The organism is Pseudoalteromonas fenneropenaei, from assembly GCF_042643375.1.
In the GTDB taxonomy this organism is placed as follows: domain Bacteria; phylum Pseudomonadota; class Gammaproteobacteria; order Enterobacterales; family Alteromonadaceae; genus Pseudoalteromonas; species Pseudoalteromonas fenneropenaei.
In genome coordinates this window covers 123,251-145,187 of sequence record NZ_JBHRSD010000047.1, presented here as the reverse complement: position 1 = coordinate 145,187, position 21,937 = coordinate 123,251, and the positions used below count along the sequence as shown (strand labels likewise).

Sequence of the window (21,937 nt, the reverse complement as noted above, 5' to 3'; positions counted from 1 at the left end):
GTCTTTCGCTAAAGCGGCTTTACTGTATTCGATACTTGCTGATATGCCTGCAATAGACGGTTAAACAGGGGTTTTGCAATGTTTTTGTTGCAGGCAAAGTAAAGCTCTGTTCGTCCCGCCTCTAAAGTCCATAGCCGTTGTAGTGGGACTTTGATTTCACCTTTGGCGAGTCGATATTCATATTGCGCATCGCTTAATATGACTAGGTCTAGTAAATCGCTGCGCGTCGCCAATAGGTCGAACACATTGTCAAAATTGGTAATAAGAATTAAATGTCGTTCTTCATCGAAACCGCGCTCTAACAGATACTGATGGCTAAAATTATTGCGGATCACCGCCGTTTTATATTGTAGAGCATCGTCCAGTCTACTGAGAGTGATGTTGGCGGATTCCAGTGCGTAAAAGGAAGCGCTGAATACGGCAACCGGGAACACCCAAGTAAATTGAGACTCCCGAGTATCTAACCGTGCAATAGAAAATAAACAGGTATTATCATCTCGAAGCGCGGCATTATAGGCCAACGACCAATTCATCACGCTGATCTGATGGTCTATCTTACTAGCTTCAAGTACCTTTAGCACCAGCTCTGCGGCTTTCCCTTGCAACTGACCTTGCTCATTCAAATATTGGAAATTGGGGAAATTTTCCGTAACAATATTAAGCTCTGCCGCACGCACTGAGGCATTGAGTAACACAGCGCCTAACACAAAACTTCCAAACCACTTTGCAACCAAGTGTAACCCTCCATACAACCTACACCTACTATAGTTGCAAATTTTGCTTTTATAAAAGAATTTGCCCAATAAGGGCAAACTCTTGTCCGTCTTACTTATGGTTTATCGCATTGATTAAAAAGGCAGAGATCTCAGCACCAACTTTTAAGGTGGTCTCAGAGCTTGATTTGCCTTCCAATGAGCTGTCGGTAAATGGCGCGATTTCCATCATATCTGCTGCGGTAATGGCAAACTCCGCTTTTAACATAGACAGAATTGTTAGTGCTTCTTGCGGCGTCATGCCATTTTCTTCTGGTGTGCCTGTGGCAGAGGCAAACGCAGCATCCAGTGCATCAATATCAAAACTAACGTACAGCTCTTCGACACCATCAGCCTTTAACTGTGCGATCACTTCCGTTGCAATAGCCTCTGCGCCTTTTTCACGAATTTCGTGTGCCCAATGCTGCTTAATGCCAAAAGTGCTTTCCCAGTGCTGTTTTGGTTTTCCACTTGAGCGAATACCAAACTGCACTAAGTTGCGTGGGGCCGGTAAAAATTCGAGAATATGTGTACACCAAGAACCAAAACACAAATCAATACCAAGACGTTCTACCAACAAGTCAGTATGCGCATCAAAATGAATGATTGCAGTCTTTATTCCGCGCGCACGCTTGGCTTTCAAATACGACTTGGTTAATGGATAACTAATGGAATGGTCGCCACCAATGCCGAAAATGCCTTTGTCTTCGAAGTGAGCATAGAAACCATCGCAAATATCTTCGGTAATGGATAAAGGGCTGACATGGTAGTCACTGTTTGCATCTTGGTATAAAGCTTTTTGGCAATTGCTGATGGTTTCTGGATTCAGGTATTTATCATGCAGTAAATGTGGGATCACTCGAACATCACCGAGATCTAATGTACGCGCTGCGGGTTGCTGTTCAAGTAAAGTGCTACGCAAAAACAGTGGCCCCCAATTTGCGCCACGTAATATTCCGCCACCACAATCTGAGCTAATACCGAGGATCACAGCATGTTGCGAGGCTTGTGGTAAAGCATCTAAACTTTCTAACCACAGGGTTTGAACATCATCCGTACCAAAGAGTTGTTGCCGTAATGCTAACTTGCGCTCTTTTGCAGTGTTAACCGTGAAAACCCCGTCCCCCGGTGGACACAGGCAACTTGCGAGTTTTTCCCGATATTCAGCCCAAGATGTGTTCATTCTTCTCTACTCCTATTGCTATGGTGCAGCAAACTTCCTGCATTCGTACTGCATAGTCATGCACTACTGAAATTTTAACAAATATTGCGCAACTATGTTTACCTGCATGCCTTGATGTGTCTTTGGTGTTTGCCGTTGGTTTTCCCTAAAAACAGAAAATAACCATATAAGTCAATTAACTACTGAATTAAGAGTGGCTAACCACAGGTTCAAGATTGTTCAGCAACCGCAGTCAACATTGCGCATTTATTCAGATATAACAGTGACAGGCGGGAAGTCAACCCGGGCAAGTTGGAGAGCGTAATAACGCGTGGCTGGATATTCAACTCAGGTGCATTTCCACCTAGAAAATGCACCTTTCCCATTGAAATACAAAACATTGTGTTTCTAAAAACCCGAGCCAAGGGTTTCGGGTGTACACAACTGGCTATTCGTAATGGCGTGGCCGCTTGGTTTTAATAATCGCAATATAGCCATGCCAACTGGCGTAACTAAGCATCGGCATGATCACTATAAAGCCCGCAGCACCAGTCGCAAATCCAAGCAACACGAAAAATACGATGCACAGACCCCATACTATCATAGCTGGTACATTTGCTCTCACCGCATGCATGCTGCTTACCACAGCTGTCATAATATCGACACGACGCTCCATCATTATTTGCGGCGTAAACGCTGATATGGCAAAAACACTGACCATTAGCACACCCCCAATTAAGCTGCCGAGGGTGAGAAATGCACTGAGCTCTTCAAGACTTGGGTTTGGCACATTGGGGTAAAGCGCGTGCACCAACGCAGCCAAACGCATCCACACAACCATGATAACCATAAGTAATATCGCGAAGCCCCATTCGCCTGCGGGGTTACGAAACATTGACCGTAAACTATGGGACAGCGTAGGTGTGTGCCCTTTCTCTAGCTCCCACGCAACATCATAAAGCCCTGCCGCAAATGCGGGCCCAATCAGTGCAAACGCCACCGCAGCCGGCAAGATCACCAAATGCGATCCAGATTGATAAACAAACCACAAAATCGCGGCCGGAATGGAAGCAAAAACAACACCGTAAAACAAACTTAATATAGGTGCTCTTGCCATATCCCGAAATGCCAATGCTAACCAATGGAACGGCGCAAAAGCAGAAATTTTATTACTTTCAAAACAACGTGCAAAATCGGATTTCTGTGCTGAATGTGTCGCTGGCATAGTCGCCTCCTCCTAGACCTTCATTTAAGGTTTAGGTGATAGAGCGCAAAGTTGCAAATAGTGAAATAGGATAACTTTATGTTGTGCTCAGCTACAAACGGACATACGTCCTGTACTTTGTCGGCTAGACTATTAACCATTACACTTTAGATAACTAACTAGGTTTAATCATGGAAAAGGTTTTTCATCTAGGCTTACGCACTGCTGATCTGCAAGGCGCTAAGCTTGCTATTGTCCCGGGTTGTCCGGACCGCGCCAAGCGTATTGCCGAGCAAATTTCTGAGGCTCAGTGTTTAGTTAAAACCCGTGAATTTCACGCGTATCTTGCAAGCCTCAACGGTTCTCCAGTGGTGGTATGCTCAACGGGCATTGGTGGCCCGTCAACTTCTATCGCGGTTGAAGAGCTTGCTCAACTTGGAGTTAAGACCTTTTTACGCGTTGGCACAACAGGTGCGATTCAGCCACACATTAACGAGGGCGACGTACTGGTCAGTACCGCGTCCGTTCGTTTAGATGGCGCCAGCCAGCATTTTGCTCCTTTGGCCTACCCTGCTGCTGCAGATTTTTACGCGACGCAAGCTATGGTAGAAGCTTGTAAAGCTACTGGCGTTGACTTTCATGTGGGGATCACTGCATCAAGCGACACATTTTATCCCGGGCAAGAGCGTTACGATACCTATTCAGGCTATGTGTCACGTGCATTTCAAGGCAGCTGTGCAGAATGGCAACAGCTAAATGTCATGAACTATGAAATGGAATCAGCCACCTTATTTACCATGTGTGCAGCGCTTGGTTTGCAAGCTGGTTGTGTGGCGGGTGTACTCGTTAACCGCACGCGTCAGGAGATCCCAGACGTAGATCACGCTATGGTTGAACGCCGTTCAGTGGCTGTGGTATTAAAGGCGGCAGAGCTTTTGTTAGCTAAGTAATTACCAGTTAGCTTTTGCTCAAGTTTTTACAAAGCCCTATTGTCATAGATAGGGCTTTGGCATTTTAGTGGCTAAAAAACGTTTTATCTAAATTGAGAACAGGCCATTTTTGCCGTTTTTATTAGTAAATGATACCTGCGCATCTTTTCGTCGCGACTAAGCTTAACCCCACTAACACGCAGCTGAGTGCTATCAAAGCTTGCAGTGCAGCAGCGCTCAGTTAGCACTTTACCGCACTTATCTGTTCAAACGTAATTGGATAGTCGAAGCTATTTATCACAGCTTTCGCGACATCTGCTTGATTTTCATGGCCTTGACACTCTAACAAGGTAACGCGCAGAATAGCGACTTGCTCTAGCGTATTACCCGCTAACACCATTTGACTTAACGCACTTTGTAGCGGTGACAAACTTGGGCTATAAGCTGCATTTTCAGCATAACGCCCGATAAAGTTACCTTTATTTGTGACAATTTCAACCGCGCTGTAATTGCCTGAATATGGCGCATAGCTGTGCTCTGCTGCTGCGAGCAAATCAGTCGAAACATCACCTGACGCGCTTAAATTCACCTTAGGCGATGCAAATAAACTATGTGGATTAGCTAAATCTGACGGCCCGAAAGGCTGTGGAAGCAGTTCTCGTAGCGTTGCACTGTGATGTGGTAACGCAATCTTTAACTCATCCGCACTTGCCAGTTCATTCATAAATTGTCGGCAATAACCACAAGGTGCGTCGGTGATGGCAATTTTGTCGATACTTTTAGCACCTTGCAACCACGCATTATTGATAGCAGCCTGTTCAGCATGCACAACTAAGCTAAGCGCCTGATGTTTAAATTCAAGGTTAGCACCAACATACAACTCCCCGTATGGCGCATTGCTTGTGTCAAGCACCACAGCACCAACATAAAAATGGGAAATTGAGGGACCGGCAAATTGTGCTGCAAGCGGCAGTAATGCGAGCATTAAGGCATCGATATCACAACTGTGCCGCGTGCATAAATGTTCAACCTGAGCGTGGTTAAGTTTGCCGCGCTGCAACGTCAGTAGCGCTTTAATGTCAGCACTTTGCTCGGGCGTAAAAATGTGTTGAGTAGTAGAACTTGTCATACTGTTGTTGTTATTTTAAAGGGCTGGACAGTCTACGCCTTTACTTTTGCTTTGACAACACTCGACGATAAGGGAAAATGCCCAAGCCTCATTAGCAGTTGCCCAACCAACGTTTTGCCTGGTTAAAGCAATCAAAGTTTTCCGCGGTAATATTAAAACGTTTGGCTTTTTGTAGAAATAAATCATGCATATAGCCTCGAAAGCCAACCACTCTGGCCACCGTCATACCATTTAGGTAATGCGCAACTTTTGGCATGATATCCACTATGTCAATGGCAGCAAATTTATGCTCAAGTTCAACCACATCCAGCAACACTTTGCTGCAGTTATGGGTTTTGGCATATTCATTTGCAATTTTATAGACGCTGATCACATCCTGTGCCGTTATCTTCCCACGCAGCGTCATCATGACAAGCGCCGTCGTTTCGTCATAAGTAATACTGGTTGAAAATTGAGACATATGAGCCTTGTTTATAAAGATACGAAAAAGAACTGGTAAAACCAGCAGCGCATCATATTGAATTCCTAATTTAAGTCAACAAAACCAGTAATAAAAAACGATTAAGAAGGAACAAAAACAAACTAAAGGATGACTTTTTGGGGTGGTAAATGAGGAGGATTAAAATAAGTTGTTAGCAACAACTTAAGTCATTGCTAACAACGTTGCCAATTGCCGCTTTGATTAACCGGTATTGCGCATTCCAGCAGCAATGCCTGTCATGGTAATCATTAAAGCGCGGTCAACATCTGAAGTCAGATGGGGTTCCTGACTGCGTGAACGTTTTAGCAATTCAACCTGTAATAAATTTAACGGATCAGTGTACGGGTTACGTAAATTAATCGACTCCCTGATCCACGGTTGCCCTGCAAGTAAGGTTTGTTCTTTACAGATCTCACGGACCAACTTGATTGCATCGCCAAGCTCGGTGCGCAAAGTTGCGCCTAAATGGCGATAACCCGACTCAACCAAGCCTTGCTCATAGTGCTCACTGAGCCAACTGTCTGCTTTACAAAACACCATTTCCAACATTTCTAAACGTGTGCGGAAAAACGGCCAAGTCTGATTCATGGTTTGCAAGGTCTCAATACCAAACTTTGCAATCGCATCCTGCAAGCCTTGATACGCACCAAGCCAAGCTGGCAGCATTAAGCGGTTTTGGCTCCACGCGAAGATCCATGGAATAGCACGCAAACTCTCTACACCACCATGAGGATTGCGTTTCGCTGGACGCGACCCTAATGGCAGTTTTGCTAGCTCGACCTCAGGAGTTGCCATTCGGAAGTATGGGACAAAGTCTTTATCTTCTCGCACGATTTGTCGATAGCGAACGCACGACGCATCAGCTATCACATCCATCACTTCTTTCCACTGAGGTTCTGGGCTTGGTGGCGGTAACAAATTACTTTCTAGCACGGCGCCTGCATAGATGTTTAAGCTCTGTAAGGCGACTTCTGGTAAACCAAACTTAAAGCGGATCATTTCGCCTTGCTCAGTGACACGCAAACCACTTTTTAATGACCCAGGTGGCTGAGAACGCAGCGCTTGAGCCGCCGGCGCACCACCGCGGCCAATAGTGCCACCGCGGCCATGGAATAACACCAGCTCAATACCTTGCTGTTCTGCAAGTGCAACCAATTCTTCCATGGTGCGATATTGTGCCCAGCCTGCGGCCATCATGCCGGCATCTTTAGCTGAGTCTGAATAACCTATCATCACATATTGCTTGTTACCGAAATGGCCACGATACCAAGTGCTCTTTAATAAGGCGCTGATCACATCGTAACCGTTGTTTAGATCATCCAAAGTCTCAAACAGTGGCGCCACAGGTAAATTAAAACTACAGCCCGCTTCTTTTAGCAACAAATGCACCGCAAGCACATCTGACACTGTCTTTGCCATGGAAATAATATAAATACCAAAAGCGGCAGGATCTTGCTTAGCTATAACAGCGAAGGTATCTAGCACTTCCTGGACTTCTGGCGTTGGCTGCCAGTGTTTTGGGACGAGTGGGCGACGTGAAGTGAGCTCTGCTAGCAAAAACGCTTGTTTATCTTGCTCATCCCACTGTGCGTAGTCACCAATCCCCAAGTAACGAGTCAGCTCAGAAAACACGCCTGCGTGACGTGAGGCATCTTGTCTTACGTCCAGTTTCACCAGACGTAAACCAAAACACTGCAAGCGATTAAGAGTATCAAGCAACAAGCCATCAGCCACCACTTTCATATTGCATTTTATCAGCGAGCGATAGCATAGCTCCAGCGGTTCACGAATTTGCTCAACTTTACGAATTTTGTCCTGCGCGCCGCTGGGATAACCTTTGATTTTGGCGTTTATTGCTTCAACCGTTTCATGAATTTCGGCTTTTAACTTTTTCAATAACGCACGGTACGGCTCACTGACAGCGCCACTGTGTGCCATCAGTTCATCGCTCGCCGAATACATAGATAATTCCGCACTGAGCTTGTCAATATCGCGGGCGTATAAATCAAGCGCCATCCAACGTCCATGATCTAGCACTTGTTCTGTCACAAGCGCGGTCACAAATGGATTACCATCACGGTCCCCCCCCATCCAAGAGGTGAATTGCAGCGGCATAAAATGGGTAGGCAGCTCTAAATTCAGGATCTCTTTTACCGCACTTTTGAATTCAGCGATAAAACGCGGTACAGCTTGCCACAAACTATTTTCAATCACGGCAAAACCCCACTTTGCTTCATCTAATGGGGTTGGTCGGCTATCACGAATATCATTGGTATGCCAAGCTTGGCAAATCAGTTGCTCTAAGCGGTCATGCACTCGTTGCCGCTCTTCTGGCGACAAACTAGTACGCTCCAGTTCTGCCAAACAGTCACTCATTTCAATGTGCTTACTAATAATCGTGCGGCGAGTGACTTCCGTCGGATGTGCTGTTAACACTAAATCAATCTTCAAATTGGCAATAGATTGCGCAACTTGATTTAAATCCAGCGAACCTGCATCTAACTGCTGCTTTAAATGCTTAAGCGTTTGCGTTAACGGACTTAAATTACATACTGCACGCTGGCTTTCTTTAGAAATGGTATGAAATTGTTCAGCTACGTTGGCAAGATTTAGGAAATGATTAAAAGCACGTGTTACTGGGAGGAGTTCACTATCAGACAAACTGTGCAAAGTATCGATAAGTGCGACTCTATCGGCATCATTACCGCCACGCGAAGATTTAGATAAATGTCTAATTTGTTCGACTTTATCCAAAACCGCCTGACCTTGCGCCTGTTTAATGGTTTGTCCAAGCAGCTGCCCCAATAAATTGACATTCGCTCTTAGCGCTGCATATTGTTCACTCATAGTTACTCCTTCGCTTTGATGATGTCCTCTATACTGACCTTTGCTCGCATCACGAGCAATTGAATTTTCATCAATTAAATGTGAATGTTAGGTGTTTAAATGGCGATGTACAGACGCGTTATAAGAGTCATAACGAGTCAATTATCGCATGCTCAGTGCGCGTTTGGTGCGCTTGTTGGCGCTTTACCGACCTCAGCATGATGTATTGCAGCTTTTTCATCAAACTCTGCTGGCAAACTCAAAAGCTATCATTATCAAGCCGTATTAAGATGACAAGTTAATGATAACTGGGTGTTAAAACTATCAACTCAACAAAAGCTGTGCAAGTTTCCCCGTGATTTTTAAGTTAAGGTAAAATTTAGATGATATTAATTATCATTTGTATTGACTTGCAGTTATAGCTGGATAATAATGATTCTCGTTGAGAACAAGGACGTGAAGGTTTGCCCAGCTAGGCTAAACTTAGCAGCTTAGCTTCACCCTCAACATGTTGATCACCCAAGGCTTTGTTCACCTTTAACGAACACATCTACTTGCTACTACGCTCATATCTGACGGTAGATATGGCCCAAAAAGCCCTTTTAGGGCTTTTTGTTTTTTGGTGCTTGGAATTTAGCGCAAGTTTCAGACTTTCTGTTGTCTAATTTAATCCGCATATATTGTAAAACTCATTGAGTCTATTACACTTAGCTAAGGTACGTAACCGTATAATAGAATGGAGAGACATCATGTGGCTGCAAAAGACCAAAGTACTGGCACTGATTGGCGCTTTGCTTTTCACCAATGTCAGTTTTGCAACTTTAGAGCAAGGTATTATCGCGGCGAATGAAGGCCGCTTTGAAGATGCGTTAAAAGAGTTTCGTTACTTGGCTGACATGGGTTATGCGCCGGGTATTTATGAATTAGCAAAAATGTACGAAGGTGGCTTTGGTGTTACAAAAAACGAACGCAAAGCGGCGGAGTTATTCAAACAAGCGGTTGATTTAAATCTTGCTGATGCCATGTTTTCACTAGCCGTAATGTATAAAGATGGTCGCGGCGTAAAGCAAGACCTGCAAAAAGCAGTTGAACTATTTACCAGTGCTGCCAATAAAGACCTCCCAGCAGCTCAGTTTAACCTAGGTGTCATGTATACTAATGGCGAAGGGGTGATTAAAGATTACCGCGCTGCTTTGAATTGGTACGAGAAAGCCGCGGGCAATAACTTCACTTTGGCACAATTCAATATGGCGTTGATGTACTTCCAAGGCTTAGGTGTGCCAGAAAGTGTTGAAAAGTCCTATATTTGGAACTTGATCGCAGAATGGAATGGCAATCGTGACGCTATGAAGAGCCGCCAGTTAGACGAACAGAAAATGTCGCCTTCTGAGGTTGAAGAGGCTAATCGTAAAGCCAATGTTATTTATGAGCGCATTTTAGCTGGAACGTATATTGCGGAAACTCGACCTGAGTCTTGATCGAGTAATAATCATATAACAAAGCCAGCGCATGCTGGCTTTGTTATATTTAGTTTATCTTCAAACGCTAGCTAGCGTGAGATAGCTGGTAAAGGCGAATACCAATTTGCATTAACACTTGGTCAATTAGGCGGGTTAAATTACTCGCTAACCTTGGTGGCAGTTTCTCATTTATGACTGCATGGTTGCAGGAGGCATAACAATGCAGGTGCAATTGCCGAGAATAACCAAATAGCAAAACTCCCATCGCGTTATCGCAAAATTTCCTCCCCTAAATTAGATCACTTAATTAAGCCGATTGATATAACATGAGTTGTCTCTATTTCCTCATAAACAACCACATCACTGGTTTTAGCAACCAAGCCTTACGCGCCAACAATAAATGTATTCGCCAACCGAGTTTTTGCGACTGCAACACTGTGCGTTTATGGCTGAAAGTTTCCACTCCTTCGCGGCCATGATAATGACCCATGCCTGAGTTACCTATCCCACCAAAAGGCGCGGCTTCTGCTGTCACTTGGAGCAGGGTTTCATTCACGACTAAACTGCCGCTTTGCACTCGTAACCGTACTTGTTCGATATCAAAACGGTCACTACTAAACACATAAGCTGCTAATGGATGGGGATGCTGGCAGACATAATCAATCGCTTCGTCTAGCTGATGATAAGTTATCACCGGCAAAAGTGGACCGAAGATCTCATCTTGCATAATTCGCATTTGCTCATTGACGTCTGTGACTACATGTACTGCCATTTTCCGTGTTTCAGCAGCTAACGCTTGTGGGTGTAACGCCTCAACATTTGCACCTTTGAGTCTGGCATCGCTCAGTAAGCCTTGTAAACGGGCAAACTGGCTATCGTTAATGATGGCTGTTAGCTCTTTGCTATCTGCCCCTGCTTTAAAATACTGAGCGTAGACACGTTTTAAAGCTTGAATAAACGCTAAGTATTGGGTCTCGTGTACCAAGACATAATCGGGCGCTACGCAAATTTGCCCAGCATTTACGGTTTTACCTAAAATAATTGCTGCTGCGGCGCAGTCAAGATCAGCATTGCGGGTCACAATCGCTGGAGATTTACCTCCCAGCTCCAACGTGACGGGCGTCAGATGTTGCGACGCCGCTTGCATCACCTTTTTTCCTACCGTAGTAGAGCCCGTAAAAAACAAATGTGCAAACGGTAGTGCGCTAAAGTGAGCAGCCACTTCAGCTCCGCCTTCAACTACTTTGCACCAAGATTGATGGTTGGCAAAAAGTGTACGCAGGACCTGATTAATTGCAGGTGTAAACTCACTGAGTTTGAGCATGACTCGGTTACCAGCGGCAATTGCGGTGAATGCAGGCAGCAAGGCCAATTGAATGGGGTAATTCCAGGGTGCAATAACCCCAACCACCCCTTTAGGTTGTAACTCTACGCTCAATTTTGAAGGCCACAGCTGCATTCCGGCCGCACGCTTGTGCGGCTTCAACCAACGTTTGAGATGCTTGCAAATATAGTCAAGTTGAGTCACGGTAGGCAGAATATCAGCAAATTCAGTGTCAAAGCGGCTTCGAGAGCCAAAATCTTGATTGGCAGCGCGAATAAGCTCAGGGGTGAGCGTAATAAGGTCTCCCCTAAGCTGCTTTAATAAAGCGATGCGCTCATCAACAATTGGATAGGTATTTCTGGCGAATTCGCCTTGCAGCATTACGAAAGTCTGCTGCAAGTCAAAATTGAGTTCTGTCTGCACTGTGGCGTCCTTAAGCGTTGCAATTTCAAGCATTACAACAATCAATGCTGAAGCTTGGCAATAATTTAACTATAACGCTGCACCCACAAGGTGGCAACTGTACATTGTTGCCACCTCTAGTATCTTTATTCCTTTAAAACCCTAACACCACACGTGCCAATGTCATAGTCACTAATGTAATTAAAGCAATAGCGACTAGATTTAGCGCAAATCCGGCGTTTATCATGTCGCGCATTTTCAATTCCCCAGAACCAAACACTATCGCATTAGGTGGTGTTGCCACTGGCATCATAAACGCGCAACTAGCCGCAATTGCTGCCGGAATAACCCAAACGAGCGGTGTTCCAGTTAGCGATTCCGCCACTGGCCCAAGCAAAGGTAAAAAGCCTGCGGCTGTGGCGGTATTGCTGGTAATTTCGGTGAGGAAAGTGATAAGCCCAGCAACCAACAGCACGCTTAACAGCAGTGGAATTGTGTCAGCATCAGCGAGTAGATGCGCGATATAGTCTGCAAGGCCTGAGGACTTAATCTGTGCCGCGAGCGATAACCCACCACCAAACAACAGTAAAATGCCCCAAGGGACTTTGGCAGCGTGATCCCAATCGAGTAAACGCGGCTGTTGCTCATCACCACTTGGCAACACAAACAATAACAATGCTGCTAAAATCGCGATACCCGTGTCGCTGAGCTCCAAACCGCTCCAATCCGCCAACAAAGGTCTAAACACCCAAGCTATTGCAGCGAAACCAAACACCCAAAGCACGCCTGTTTCAGCTCTACTTATAGTTCCCAATTGACTTAGCTGTTGGCGAAAGACTGACCTAGTATCAACACTTTGCTGTTGCTGGTCCACTTTATACGCAACTTTAGTCAACCAAAACCAAGTAAATAGCAACATCACCAATGACAGCGGTACACCTATCATCATCCACGTTGCAAACCCTATTTCAATTTTGTAGCTATCGGCTAAGTACGCTGCCATTAACGCATTCGGTGGCGTGCCAATCAAAGTGGCAATACCGCCAATGCTCGCACCATAGGCAATCGCCAGTAAGAGCGCTTTAGCAAAGCCACTGGCGTCTGCATGCTGGCCTTTGACTAAATGGATCACCGACAACGCAATAGGTAACATCATCACCGCGGTTGCGGTATTTGACATCCACATAGATAAAAATGCTGTTACGCCCATCATCGCCATGATCTGATAGCTTGGGGTTTGCCCAGCGCGAAGCATAGTATTGAGTGCAATACGTTTATGTAAGCCCCACCGCTCCATTGCAATAGAAAGTAAAAAGCCACCTAGAAAGAGGAAAATTAACGGATGAGCATACGGCGCCGCAACTTTTGCGACAGGCATGATCCCCGCTAATGGCGAGATCACCAAAGGTAATAACGATGTCGCCGGAATTGGTACTACTTCACTCACCCACCAGCTCGCCAGCCAAAATGCCAACGCTGCAGTGCGCCAAGCAGCAACACTCATACCGCCAACAGGGTCAATAATACAGCTCAGCAACATCACCATAGGGCCAAGCCACAGTAGGATCAGTTGGGTCGGGGTAGTTTTTGTTATATTTGTCATTTCTTAACCCTTAAAACAAGTACTTGAGACCAAGCGCCACACTGCTGTCAGAGTCTTGTGGCAAATCAAGTGTGCTCAGCATGATATATAAGTTCGTTTGTTTATCATAGAGATAGTCAAGTCCGAGTGTCCATTGCTCCGCTTTGCCTGAGTGGCGTAATCTGCTGTCGTCACTGGCAAACTGCAGTTTTGGTCGCCATTGGTTATGGGTATAAGACACGCTCGCCACATAACCTTTGCCAAATTTATCGCCACTCAGGTTTTCACTGTCTTGCAACAAAGCGCCAAATTGCCATTGTTGCCACTGCGTAACCGCAACAACTCGCGTTGCTATCAGGTTATTGAGACTATCGGTATGGCTCAGCGCCACATAGTAGGGCTTAGATTTAAGCGCTCGGTCACCATAAATAGCGGTGACCGCAAAACCCGCTTGTTGATTATTGGCATCATCTTTAGGTGCATAGGTCAGCGAGACATTAAAATCCTGCCAAGTTGGTGTGGTATAAGTGAGGGTATCGCCAAGTCTATCTTGACCTGCTAAAACCTGCGCAATATCGCCCTGAGTTTCATTAAATAGGTCAAGCTTACCTTCACTGAACTTAAACCGAGTGTCGTTGCGCCCCGCTACCAAAGTGCCGAATGAACCTCGTAAACCAATGTAGGTATTACGGGCTGCAAATGGCGAATCAGTGTCGTCACTTTCGAACCCTTTAACCTGTACTTCGTATTTGTAGATAAGCTTCAAGTCGCCGCTTAGCGTGTTTGAACCATCAATACCAAGGCGTGAAAAAGGGGCATCAATTTGCGTGCCTTCTTTGGTATAACGCATGAGGCCTTTGTAGGTGTGTGCGAGTTGAATTTCTGCTTTACCGTAGATTTTATACTGAGCCTCAGCCAGCGCAGGCGCCGCACTAAGAAGGATGCCAAGCGCACACGCGCTTTTTCCAAATGAGGTGAGATTACTTGCTGTCATGGATTGGGTCCTGTTTTTATTTAATTATCCACAGCAGACTACGCAAGTTTACGGCCAATAATTATTTTTCATAATTATCAATACATTAAGGTAATTTTTTGTATTTAGAAGGGCTTAAGTGTGTGGATATCCACACACCAAAATTAGCTTTTGTCACTTTCTTCACCCAAGGGGTCTTCAAGAAACATAGTGCGCGACAACCCATACTTGGTCATTTTGTCGTACAGGGTTTTACGGGGTAGTTGCAATAGCGCCATTGCGGCTTTTATATTTCCCTGTGTACGCGCAAGCGCCTCTTCTACTAGGCTTTGCTCATAAAAGCTGACTTTCTCCGCAAGACTAAGTTCATTTGCCACTTGGGTGTTTTGCGGCGTAAATTGTAATGCATTATGTTGACCCAGCAGCACTGAACGTTCAGCAACGTTACGCAGCTCTCGCACATTGCCAGGCCACTGGTATGCCATCAGCTTTTGTAATAACTCAGGGTTCACTGGTTCAAATGGACGATGAAAACGCGTGGCTGCAATCGAGCAAAAATGCTTAAACAGCAAAGCAATATCGCCTTTGCGCTCCCGCAGTGGCGGAATAAGCACTTTAACAAGGTTAAGGCGATAGAACAGATCCGCTCTGAACAAGCCTTGATTGACTAAGCTAAGTAAATCTATTTTAGTTGCGGCGACAATCCGCACATCTAAACTGATCGCATCATTACTGCCAACCGGCGTGACTTTGCGCTCTTCTAACACCCGTAATAATTTCACTTGCAAACTGGGCGACATTGCCTCAATTTCATCAAGAAACACCGTCCCGCCCTGCGCATATTCAAATTTGCCTTGGCGCGATTGAGTCGCGCCAGTATAGGCGCCACTCTTAGCACCAAATAACTCACTTTCAATTAAGTCATGTGGAATTGCACCGCAGTTAATCGCCACAAAGTTGTTGCTACTACGGGCACTTTGGTCATGCAGGTAACGCGCTACCAGCTCTTTGCCCGTGCCTGTTTCGCCTTCTATTAGCACATCTGCTGGAGTATCTATCACGGCATCAAGCAAAGCTACCATTTGGCGCATACATTCAGTTTGCCCCAAAATCCGCACTCCTGGTGCACTACTTGATGCTAGTGAGCGTTTTAATGCGCGGTTTTCCATCACCAATTGGCGTTTTTCTTGCGCACGTTGCAAAGAGTCTAGTAACGCTTCGCTTATCGGCTTTTCAAAAAAGTCGTATGCGCCAGCTTGCATGGCTTTTACCGCGATACCGACATCGCCAAAGCCAGTTAAAAAAATCACCGGTAGTTCAGAGTCAAATTGCTGTACTTGTTTAAGAAATGTCATACCATCCATAGTAGGCATATTGATATCGCACAGTACTACACCGCTAAAACGGCGGTTTAATCGCGATAGCGCAGTATTCGCATCAGCGAAACAAGTAACTTCATAGCCTTCAAGTGACAATAATTGTTGCAAGGCATCACGCACCATTTTCTCGTCATCAATTACATAAATGGCAGGTTGCATCATGACTCCTCACTGCTATGCATTTTACCGCTTAAAGCGATAATAAACTCCGCACCTTGTGTAGGGCGATTATGGGCACTTAAGTTGCCACCAAACGATGCAACTATCTCTTTTGAAATCGATAAACCCAGTCCAAGGCCGTGGCCAGTTTTTGTCGTAACGAAAGGTTCAAAGATACTACCCAGCAAGTGCTGCGAGATACCTACACCTGTATCGGCGACGGTTACCTTCACTTTTTCATCAAACAGTTCAGCACCAATGGTTAAACGTTTTTCGCTTTGCTCTGCCATGGCCTGCGCAGCATTAGTGAACAGGTTTACCAACACTTGTTCAAACCGAAACGGCTCTACCCACACCTCAGTCTCTGGCACAGATACTTCAACCTCAACCCCAGCTTGCTTTAATTCGGGGCCTGTGATCATCAAAGCGTTATCAATTAATGGCCGTAGCGCAACTAATCGCATTTTGTTATCGCCTGATTGGCTAAATTGCTTGAGCTGCGCGACAATTTGATGAACACGAAACACTAAACTTTCAATGATGTCTAAGTTATCACTGACCGCGCTAAACTGGCCTTTACGTAACAAACGCCTGCAGCTGGCAAGGTAAGTATTAATCGCCGACAACGGCTGATTTATTTCATGGTTTATACTGGCACTGAGCTGTCCAATAGTGGCGAGTTTCGCCGCCCGGATCAAAGCATTTTGCGCCTTCTCCAAAGCTTGTGTACGTTCTTCAACTTTATCTTCTAACGCTTGTCGGCGGCTTTGCAAGGCTTGATAACCTTGCCACCGTTTCTGGACCACGTGCCACACCACTCGTAGTATCACTAACAACAAACAAGCAATCCCAATACGCGGCCATTGCTGATACGGCAAGTCACTGACATTGGAGAGAAACACTAACTGCGCCGCAAGTTCAGGCAAAGGGTGTGTGGTGAAATAATAGGCTTGGTGCGCAATGTTGACTTGCTGCGCTTGCCATTGCCAATCTGACGCCTCGGCAACAGCGCTACGATAATGCTGTAACGGCCATTCCGGTTGGCTTGCACCATAAATCAGCCCGTCATCGCCAAGTACCGCAAATTCATTATCATAGCCGGTATTGAGCTTTTCACGATCTTGCTCAAATTTACTGACATTGACCTTTAGCACCACTACCCCGACTTTGTGATTACGTTCGCTCACTACGTGCGAAAAGTAAAAGCCGCGCGCTTTTGAGCGGATCCCCACGGCAAATTCAAGTGCGCTGCCATGCCCGATTGCGTCGATAAAGTAACGGCGAAAAGCAAAATTGTTACCTATATATGAGTAATCTTTGGACCAATTACTGCTCGCAATTACATCACCTTTGGCATCTAATAAATACACATCGGATGCGCCAGAAGCTCGTTGTACATCTTGCAAATAGATATTTAAGTCGGTGTACGCAGTAGACTGTGCCTGAGCACTAAGAAATGCCGCTTTAAGTGCAGGATTCTCACTGACCAGTTTGGGGATAGCAGCAAAGCGGGCAAATTCACTGTCAAAGTACGCAAACAATTGCTGCCCTTGAGATTTAACTTGTTCATAGCGATAAGCACGGTCTTGCTGTAAACCGGCCACATATACCACACTCAAACAAACCAAAAGTAACAAGAGTTGCAGCAGCCACTGCACAAATGTTTGACCACGAGCAGCCACTACATAGCTTTGCTGAACCATAGACTTAGCTCTTAAAAAAATTGCGTTCAGTATAAAGCTTTATCCCTAGAAGCCAAACACCCAAGCGGCAATCGTTACCGTAAGCGAGCTTATCACCGTAATCGCCAGCAAATTCATGGCAAACCCTGCCCTGACCATGTCGCGGATCTCAATACGATTTGAGCCAAATACAATCGCATTGGGTGGTGTTGCTACTGGCATCATAAATGCGCAGCTCGCTGCCATTGCAGCTGGGATAACCCACACTAATGGAGAACCGGCAACTTGCTCTGCAACGGGCGCCAGTAAAGGTAAAAAGCCAGCCGCAGTGGCAGTATTGCTGGTCAGCTCGGTCAAAAAAGTGATGAGTGCAGTAACTAAAATAACCCCTAACACAATGGGAATAATGCTGGCACCTGAGAGCAGCACTGCAATGTATTCAGCAAGACCCGATTTTTTAATTTGAGCCGCAAGGGCAAGACCACCGCCAAATAGCAGTAAAATACCCCAAGGTACAGCACCCGCCGCCTGCCAATCCATCACGCGTTGCACGCCAGCCTTTTCGGCGGGCAATACAAACAGCATCACGCCAGCGGCGATCGCAATCCCCGTATCTGTGATTTGTAACCCCGTCCATTGCACCAGTAAAGGTCTAATCACCCAAGCCAGTGCAGCAAAGACAAACACCAACAGCACTTGACGCTCAGCGTAGCGCAATGGACCGAGCTCTTTAAGTTGAGCTTTAAACAATGCTGTACCAGCGCAGTTTTGCTCCATCGCGCCTAACTTAAATGCGCAGCGCGTTAACCACCACCAGCCGCCTAACACCAATACCACACTAAATGGGATACCAATTGCCATCCACTGTGCAAAGCCAATTTTAATTTGGTAGTTATCCCAAAGGAAAGCCACCATCAACGCATTAGGCGCAGTACCTATGATAGTTGCTACACCGCCAATACTCGCGCTGTACGCCACACCAAGCAGTAGCGCACGACTATAGTTACTCACGTCGGTGCCGCGCTGCTCTAAGACATGAATAACCGACAACGCAATCGGTAACATCATAAGCGTGGTCGCGGTATTATTGATCCACATGGATAATCCCGCGCTAACCGCCATCATGGCGAGGATTTGACGGTCAGGTCGAGAGCCGCTGCGACTTATAGTATGAAGTGCAATACGTTGGTGCAAGGACCATTTTTCCATTGCAATAGAGATTAAAAAGCCACCTAAAAACAAAAAGATCAATGGATGGGCGTAGCTACTGGTGACATTGCCTACAACGTTCAGATCTGCCAATGGCAATACCACAATCGGTAGCATAGAAGTCACAGGAATGGGGGTGCACTCACTTATCCACCACACTGCCATCCATAATGCCAAACCTGTGGTATACCAAGCTTCAACAGGCATTTGAGCCGGTGCTGGCAACAACCAAGTAGTAACAAACAGCAATGGCCCTAGCCACAACCACAGAGCAGAAAAACGGCGCGGAGATTGAGATCCCGTCATTGTTATTATTCCTTTACCTATTAAAAAAATCGGCCTGTTCAGGCCAATTGTAGGAGTCTTTAATCGTTAGTTTAGAGTCGGTATGTGTATTCCAAACGCAGCTGTCGACCAGCGCCCGGCATAGCACCATCAAGCAACCTAGGTTCAAATACATAATATTGTTTATCAAGCATATTTTGCACTTTGATAGCCACTTGCTGACGGTCATCAAACTGCCAAATTGCAGAGCCGCCGAGCAATAGGTAAGCAGATTGCGTAAAGTCGACCTCAACCCCCGGCACCATCACAGTATCACGCCAATTGGCATTCAAACTGAGTTGCAGCGTACCCAGCTGGTGCTTCCAAGCAGCAACAGCAAAACGCTTAAAGCTTGGGTTTAAAGGCTCATCGAATAGTTGCGTATAACCAAACTCAAACCAGCTTTGTTCTGTAAGAGTTACATTGCCGTTTGCCTCAAGCCCTTTCATGCTAGTGCTAAACGCATTTTCAAAACGAAACCTTGAACCTACCTCATCAATCGGAATGAGATTAATAAAATCACTTAAATCGTTATTAAATAATACCGCATCCAGCTGCACCGTTTTCGTCTGCCAGTGCCAAACCAATTCAGTGGTTTTTATCGATTCAGCAGTGAGGTTGGGATTCCCAACGGTGACATCATCGTTGGAATACAACTCGTTACTCACAGGTGAGCGAAACGACTCACCGTATTGCAGTTTGAGCGTTTGTTCAGGAGAAAGTGCCGCCACCAGCGCAATCCGTGGTGAAATTTTAGCGTCAATATCGGCAACATGGTCATAACGCGCACCAACAAACACAGTTAAAGCATCGTTAACCTGATACTTCATTTGCGCGTAGACGGCCTCAGAATTAAAACGCGCTTCAAGCGCATCAAACTGCGGATAATCTTGCTTTGTTACTATGTCATCAAGATAAAACTGCGGCAGCAATTCAACTTCTTTACTACTGTGATTAAAGTAGCTGGTGCGGATACTGGCGTTATCTTGTTTGGCACGGGAAATTTCAGCACCAAAATTGAATGTCGCAGCACCGTGAAAATAGACGGCGTCAGTAGTTAAATTAAGATCACTTGAATGCCAAGCTGGTCCCACAAAAAAATCACCGCCACCCAACACATCACCAGGTATAATCAAGCCGGCACTGACAATTTCATGACTGACTTTATAAAGCCGAGAAGAGACTTGCCAAGTCTCATCTTTTAGCCATTGATATTCAACACTTAAAGCCCTGTTTTGGCTGTGATGTTGATTATGTGGGCTTACCCCTGCCAGATTAATAAAGCCATTGAGGTGAACATCATTTTGTCGATATTCAATTTGCCAACGGTGAAATGCAGCACCAAGCTCGACAAATTGACTGAGTAACGGATCTTTGACTTGGCCATCGAAATACGGCTCACCAGCTTGCTGTTGCCACGCAACATTGGCGAATACCGATAGGTCGCCAGAAAGCTTTACACTTAGGCTGGTAGAGAGTTGCTGATGTCCGTGTTCACCAATGCCAACAACCACTTCATTGGCTGCTTGCTTGGTCACAACATTCATCACACCTAGAAACGCATTACTGCCATACAGCGCAGAACCCGGTCCGCGAATAAACTCGACTCGTTCAACTATTTCAACTGGGATAAAAGGTGTATAAACCGACGCTTTACCGAAGGAAGATTCATTTAGTCGCTGGCCATTAATCATCACTAGTACATTGCCGCTATCTAAATAAACGCCACGAGTATGTTCTTTTGGTACTGCACCAACCCAATCACCTCGGGTCATTTGAAAACCGGGCACAAAGTTCATCAGTTCGTAGGCATTTTTTACCCCTAGTAGGGCAATATGGCGCTTATTAAAAACTGTAATTGATGAGGGTACAGAGGTACGGGTTTCATCGGTTTTAGTAGCAAGATCTATGTTAACGTCTAACAACTCTTCAAAACTCAGCTCAAAGAGCTCAGCCGACGAGCCTGATGATTCTGAACTAGCCAAAGCAGAGCCAAAGCAACCCAAAGTCCCAAGTAGAAACAAAATAACTACGCGCATAGACCTCTCATACGACACCCACAAACTTGACTATACCCCGCCCACTTGCAGCTGTAACTGTGATGGCTGCGTCCTCTCACCCCAATTACTTAGAAGACCTAAGTTTATGGGAGTTATTCACCTACCGCCTATCTACAACTTCAAGTAGCCTGCATATAAGTTATCAGCGTGATTGTATCACAAAATTGATTCACATAATCTAGATCAAAAGTTGTAACTAGCTGATTAAAGTTGACCTAAAAAATCGTCATTCTGTTTAAAAAGTTACGATACACACGTCTAGTAACGTAAAGTCATTGTTTTATACAATTATTCATACTCAGTTAAAGCATAATGTTAAGTGACAAATAAGCCAAATTTTAATCGTGTTGAACAGTTACAAAGATAGCAACAAATTGAGGGGAAAATATGAACGCAGAATAATTTTGCTCAAACCAGTTCAAGGTACAGGAAGACACAATTGAGCCAATCCCGCTGAGAATTAGCACGCCATACTCTGTTAATTAGGTGAGTCAACAGCAAACAGGCTGCAGCTTTTTGTAGATTGGTATGAGCGTCAGCACTGCATCAAAACGGACACAGTGCTGGTTAACGCGCTTAAGTTAGTGAAGCAGCAACGGCCTTTCTCGCTTGGTAAAACTTAAACAAACCGATTAATGAGGCTGCGATCCAGAACAACTCAATCACAAAGCTCGCCAAATTGAAGTTGTAGCAAAGACTGATCAATAGCAGGATAGCCCCCGTCAAGTTCATGATGTTATACACTAAACCTGTGGGTTTCACTTTGTTAAGTTGTAGCAAAAAGAACGCACCAACGACTAAAAAAGTACCTGTCATACCAATAATATCAAACAACAACGCAATCATGTTTTTGTCCTAAACAATGCCGATAACCCAAACACGCTGGCCCTATCCATGGGG

16 protein-coding genes are annotated in these 21,937 nt (G+C 45.3%); 2 read left to right on the top strand and 14 right to left on the bottom strand.

The window, feature by feature from the left end:
* Positions 1–8: 8 nt before the first annotated feature.
* From ACFOEE_RS19990 to ACFOEE_RS19980, 3 genes are all read right to left on the bottom strand, one after another.
* The gene (locus ACFOEE_RS19990; protein ID WP_377128748.1) at positions 9–707 is read right to left on the bottom strand and encodes an amino acid ABC transporter substrate-binding protein; all 699 of its coding nucleotides are present in this window, start codon (positions 705–707) and stop codon (positions 9–11) included.
* Between the two features lie 118 nt (positions 708–825).
* A complete protein-coding gene (locus tag ACFOEE_RS19985) occupies positions 826–1,935 on the bottom strand; it encodes an arginase family protein (protein WP_377128745.1) in 1,110 nt (369 codons plus the stop codon).
* Positions 1,936–2,362: 427 nt separating this feature from the next.
* Positions 2,363–3,139, bottom strand: a complete 777-nt coding sequence (locus tag ACFOEE_RS19980) for a DUF2189 domain-containing protein (protein ID WP_377128742.1) — start codon at positions 3,137–3,139, stop codon at positions 2,363–2,365.
* 170 nt (positions 3,140–3,309) lie between these two features.
* On the opposite strand from ACFOEE_RS19980, the gene udp reads away from it, so the two are divergent.
* Entirely contained in the window at positions 3,310–4,068 is a 759-nt protein-coding gene (gene udp, locus ACFOEE_RS19975) for a uridine phosphorylase (protein ID WP_377128739.1), read from the top strand.
* Positions 4,069–4,288: 220 nt separating this feature from the next.
* Here udp and cdd read toward each other — a convergent pair whose 3' ends face one another.
* The 3 genes from cdd to ppc form a co-directional block, all read right to left on the bottom strand.
* Positions 4,289–5,176 (bottom strand): cytidine deaminase, encoded by an 888-nt coding sequence (gene cdd, locus ACFOEE_RS19970; RefSeq protein WP_377128736.1) that lies wholly within the window; start codon positions 5,174–5,176, stop codon positions 4,289–4,291.
* Between the two features lie 91 nt (positions 5,177–5,267).
* Positions 5,268–5,636: a hypothetical protein gene (locus ACFOEE_RS19965; protein ID WP_377128733.1), complete on the bottom strand. Its 369-nt coding sequence runs from the start codon at positions 5,634–5,636 to the stop codon at positions 5,268–5,270.
* A 222-nt stretch (positions 5,637–5,858) separates the two neighbouring features.
* A complete protein-coding gene (gene ppc, locus ACFOEE_RS19960) occupies positions 5,859–8,504 on the bottom strand; it encodes a phosphoenolpyruvate carboxylase (protein ID WP_377128730.1) in 2,646 nt (881 codons plus the stop codon).
* Positions 8,505–9,232: 728 nt separating this feature from the next.
* Between ppc and ACFOEE_RS19955 the strand changes: the two genes are divergently transcribed.
* Positions 9,233–9,961 carry a tetratricopeptide repeat protein gene (locus ACFOEE_RS19955; protein WP_377128728.1) on the top strand — a complete coding sequence of 243 codons (729 nt, stop codon included), beginning with the start codon at positions 9,233–9,235 and terminating at the stop codon, positions 9,959–9,961.
* 319 nt (positions 9,962–10,280) lie between these two features.
* Here ACFOEE_RS19955 and ACFOEE_RS19950 read toward each other — a convergent pair whose 3' ends face one another.
* From ACFOEE_RS19950 to ACFOEE_RS19915, 8 genes are all read right to left on the bottom strand, one after another.
* Positions 10,281–11,690, bottom strand: a complete 1,410-nt coding sequence (locus ACFOEE_RS19950; protein ID WP_377128725.1) for a coniferyl aldehyde dehydrogenase — start codon at positions 11,688–11,690, stop codon at positions 10,281–10,283.
* Between the two features lie 133 nt (positions 11,691–11,823).
* Positions 11,824–13,272, bottom strand: coding sequence for an SLC13 family permease (locus ACFOEE_RS19945; protein ID WP_377128722.1), 1,449 nt, complete (start codon positions 13,270–13,272; stop codon positions 11,824–11,826).
* 10 nt (positions 13,273–13,282) lie between these two features.
* On the bottom strand, positions 13,283–14,245 hold the full coding sequence (locus tag ACFOEE_RS19940) for a porin (RefSeq protein WP_377128720.1): 963 nt from the start codon (positions 14,243–14,245) through the stop codon (positions 13,283–13,285).
* Between the two features lie 143 nt (positions 14,246–14,388).
* On the bottom strand, positions 14,389–15,765 hold the full coding sequence (locus ACFOEE_RS19935) for a sigma-54-dependent transcriptional regulator (RefSeq protein ID WP_377128717.1): 1,377 nt from the start codon (positions 15,763–15,765) through the stop codon (positions 14,389–14,391).
* The gene (locus ACFOEE_RS19930) at positions 15,762–17,465 is read right to left on the bottom strand and encodes a sensor histidine kinase (protein ID WP_377128715.1); all 1,704 of its coding nucleotides are present in this window, start codon (positions 17,463–17,465) and stop codon (positions 15,762–15,764) included. The genes ACFOEE_RS19935 and ACFOEE_RS19930 overlap by 4 nt, the downstream gene beginning before the upstream one ends.
* Before the next feature lie 45 nt (positions 17,466–17,510).
* Positions 17,511–18,959, bottom strand: coding sequence for an SLC13 family permease (locus tag ACFOEE_RS19925; protein ID WP_377128712.1), 1,449 nt, complete (start codon positions 18,957–18,959; stop codon positions 17,511–17,513).
* Between the two features lie 71 nt (positions 18,960–19,030).
* Complete coding sequence (locus ACFOEE_RS19920; protein WP_377128709.1) at positions 19,031–21,016, bottom strand: TonB-dependent receptor plug domain-containing protein; 1,986 nt, start codon at positions 21,014–21,016, stop codon at positions 19,031–19,033.
* Positions 21,017–21,613: 597 nt separating this feature from the next.
* Positions 21,614–21,883: a CBU_0592 family membrane protein gene (locus ACFOEE_RS19915; RefSeq protein WP_377128706.1), complete on the bottom strand. Its 270-nt coding sequence runs from the start codon at positions 21,881–21,883 to the stop codon at positions 21,614–21,616.
* Between the last annotated feature and the right edge of the window lie 54 nt (positions 21,884–21,937).

Coding starts and splice junctions, on each gene's coding strand:
- ACFOEE_RS19930 (WP_377128715.1), bottom strand. CDS start 17,465: ATGGTTCAGCAAAGCTATGTAGTGGCTGCTCGTGGTCAAACATTTGTG.
- cdd (WP_377128736.1), bottom strand. CDS start 5,176: ATGACAAGTTCTACTACTCAACACATTTTTACGCCCGAGCAAAGTGCT.
- ACFOEE_RS19920 (WP_377128709.1), bottom strand. CDS start 21,016: ATGCGCGTAGTTATTTTGTTTCTACTTGGGACTTTGGGTTGCTTTGGC.
- udp (WP_377128739.1), top strand. CDS start 3,310: ATGGAAAAGGTTTTTCATCTAGGCTTACGCACTGCTGATCTGCAAGGC.
- ACFOEE_RS19940 (WP_377128720.1), bottom strand. CDS start 14,245: ATGACAGCAAGTAATCTCACCTCATTTGGAAAAAGCGCGTGTGCGCTT.
- ACFOEE_RS19935 (WP_377128717.1), bottom strand. CDS start 15,765: ATGATGCAACCTGCCATTTATGTAATTGATGACGAGAAAATGGTGCGT.
- ACFOEE_RS19925 (WP_377128712.1), bottom strand. CDS start 18,959: ATGACGGGATCTCAATCTCCGCGCCGTTTTTCTGCTCTGTGGTTGTGG.
- ACFOEE_RS19985 (WP_377128745.1), bottom strand. CDS start 1,935: ATGAACACATCTTGGGCTGAATATCGGGAAAAACTCGCAAGTTGCCTG.
- ppc (WP_377128730.1), bottom strand. CDS start 8,504: ATGAGTGAACAATATGCAGCGCTAAGAGCGAATGTCAATTTATTGGGG.
- ACFOEE_RS19965 (WP_377128733.1), bottom strand. CDS start 5,636: ATGTCTCAATTTTCAACCAGTATTACTTATGACGAAACGACGGCGCTT.
- ACFOEE_RS19980 (WP_377128742.1), bottom strand. CDS start 3,139: ATGCCAGCGACACATTCAGCACAGAAATCCGATTTTGCACGTTGTTTT.
- ACFOEE_RS19945 (WP_377128722.1), bottom strand. CDS start 13,272: ATGACAAATATAACAAAAACTACCCCGACCCAACTGATCCTACTGTGG.
- ACFOEE_RS19915 (WP_377128706.1), bottom strand. CDS start 21,883: ATGATTGCGTTGTTGTTTGATATTATTGGTATGACAGGTACTTTTTTA.
- ACFOEE_RS19955 (WP_377128728.1), top strand. CDS start 9,233: ATGTGGCTGCAAAAGACCAAAGTACTGGCACTGATTGGCGCTTTGCTT.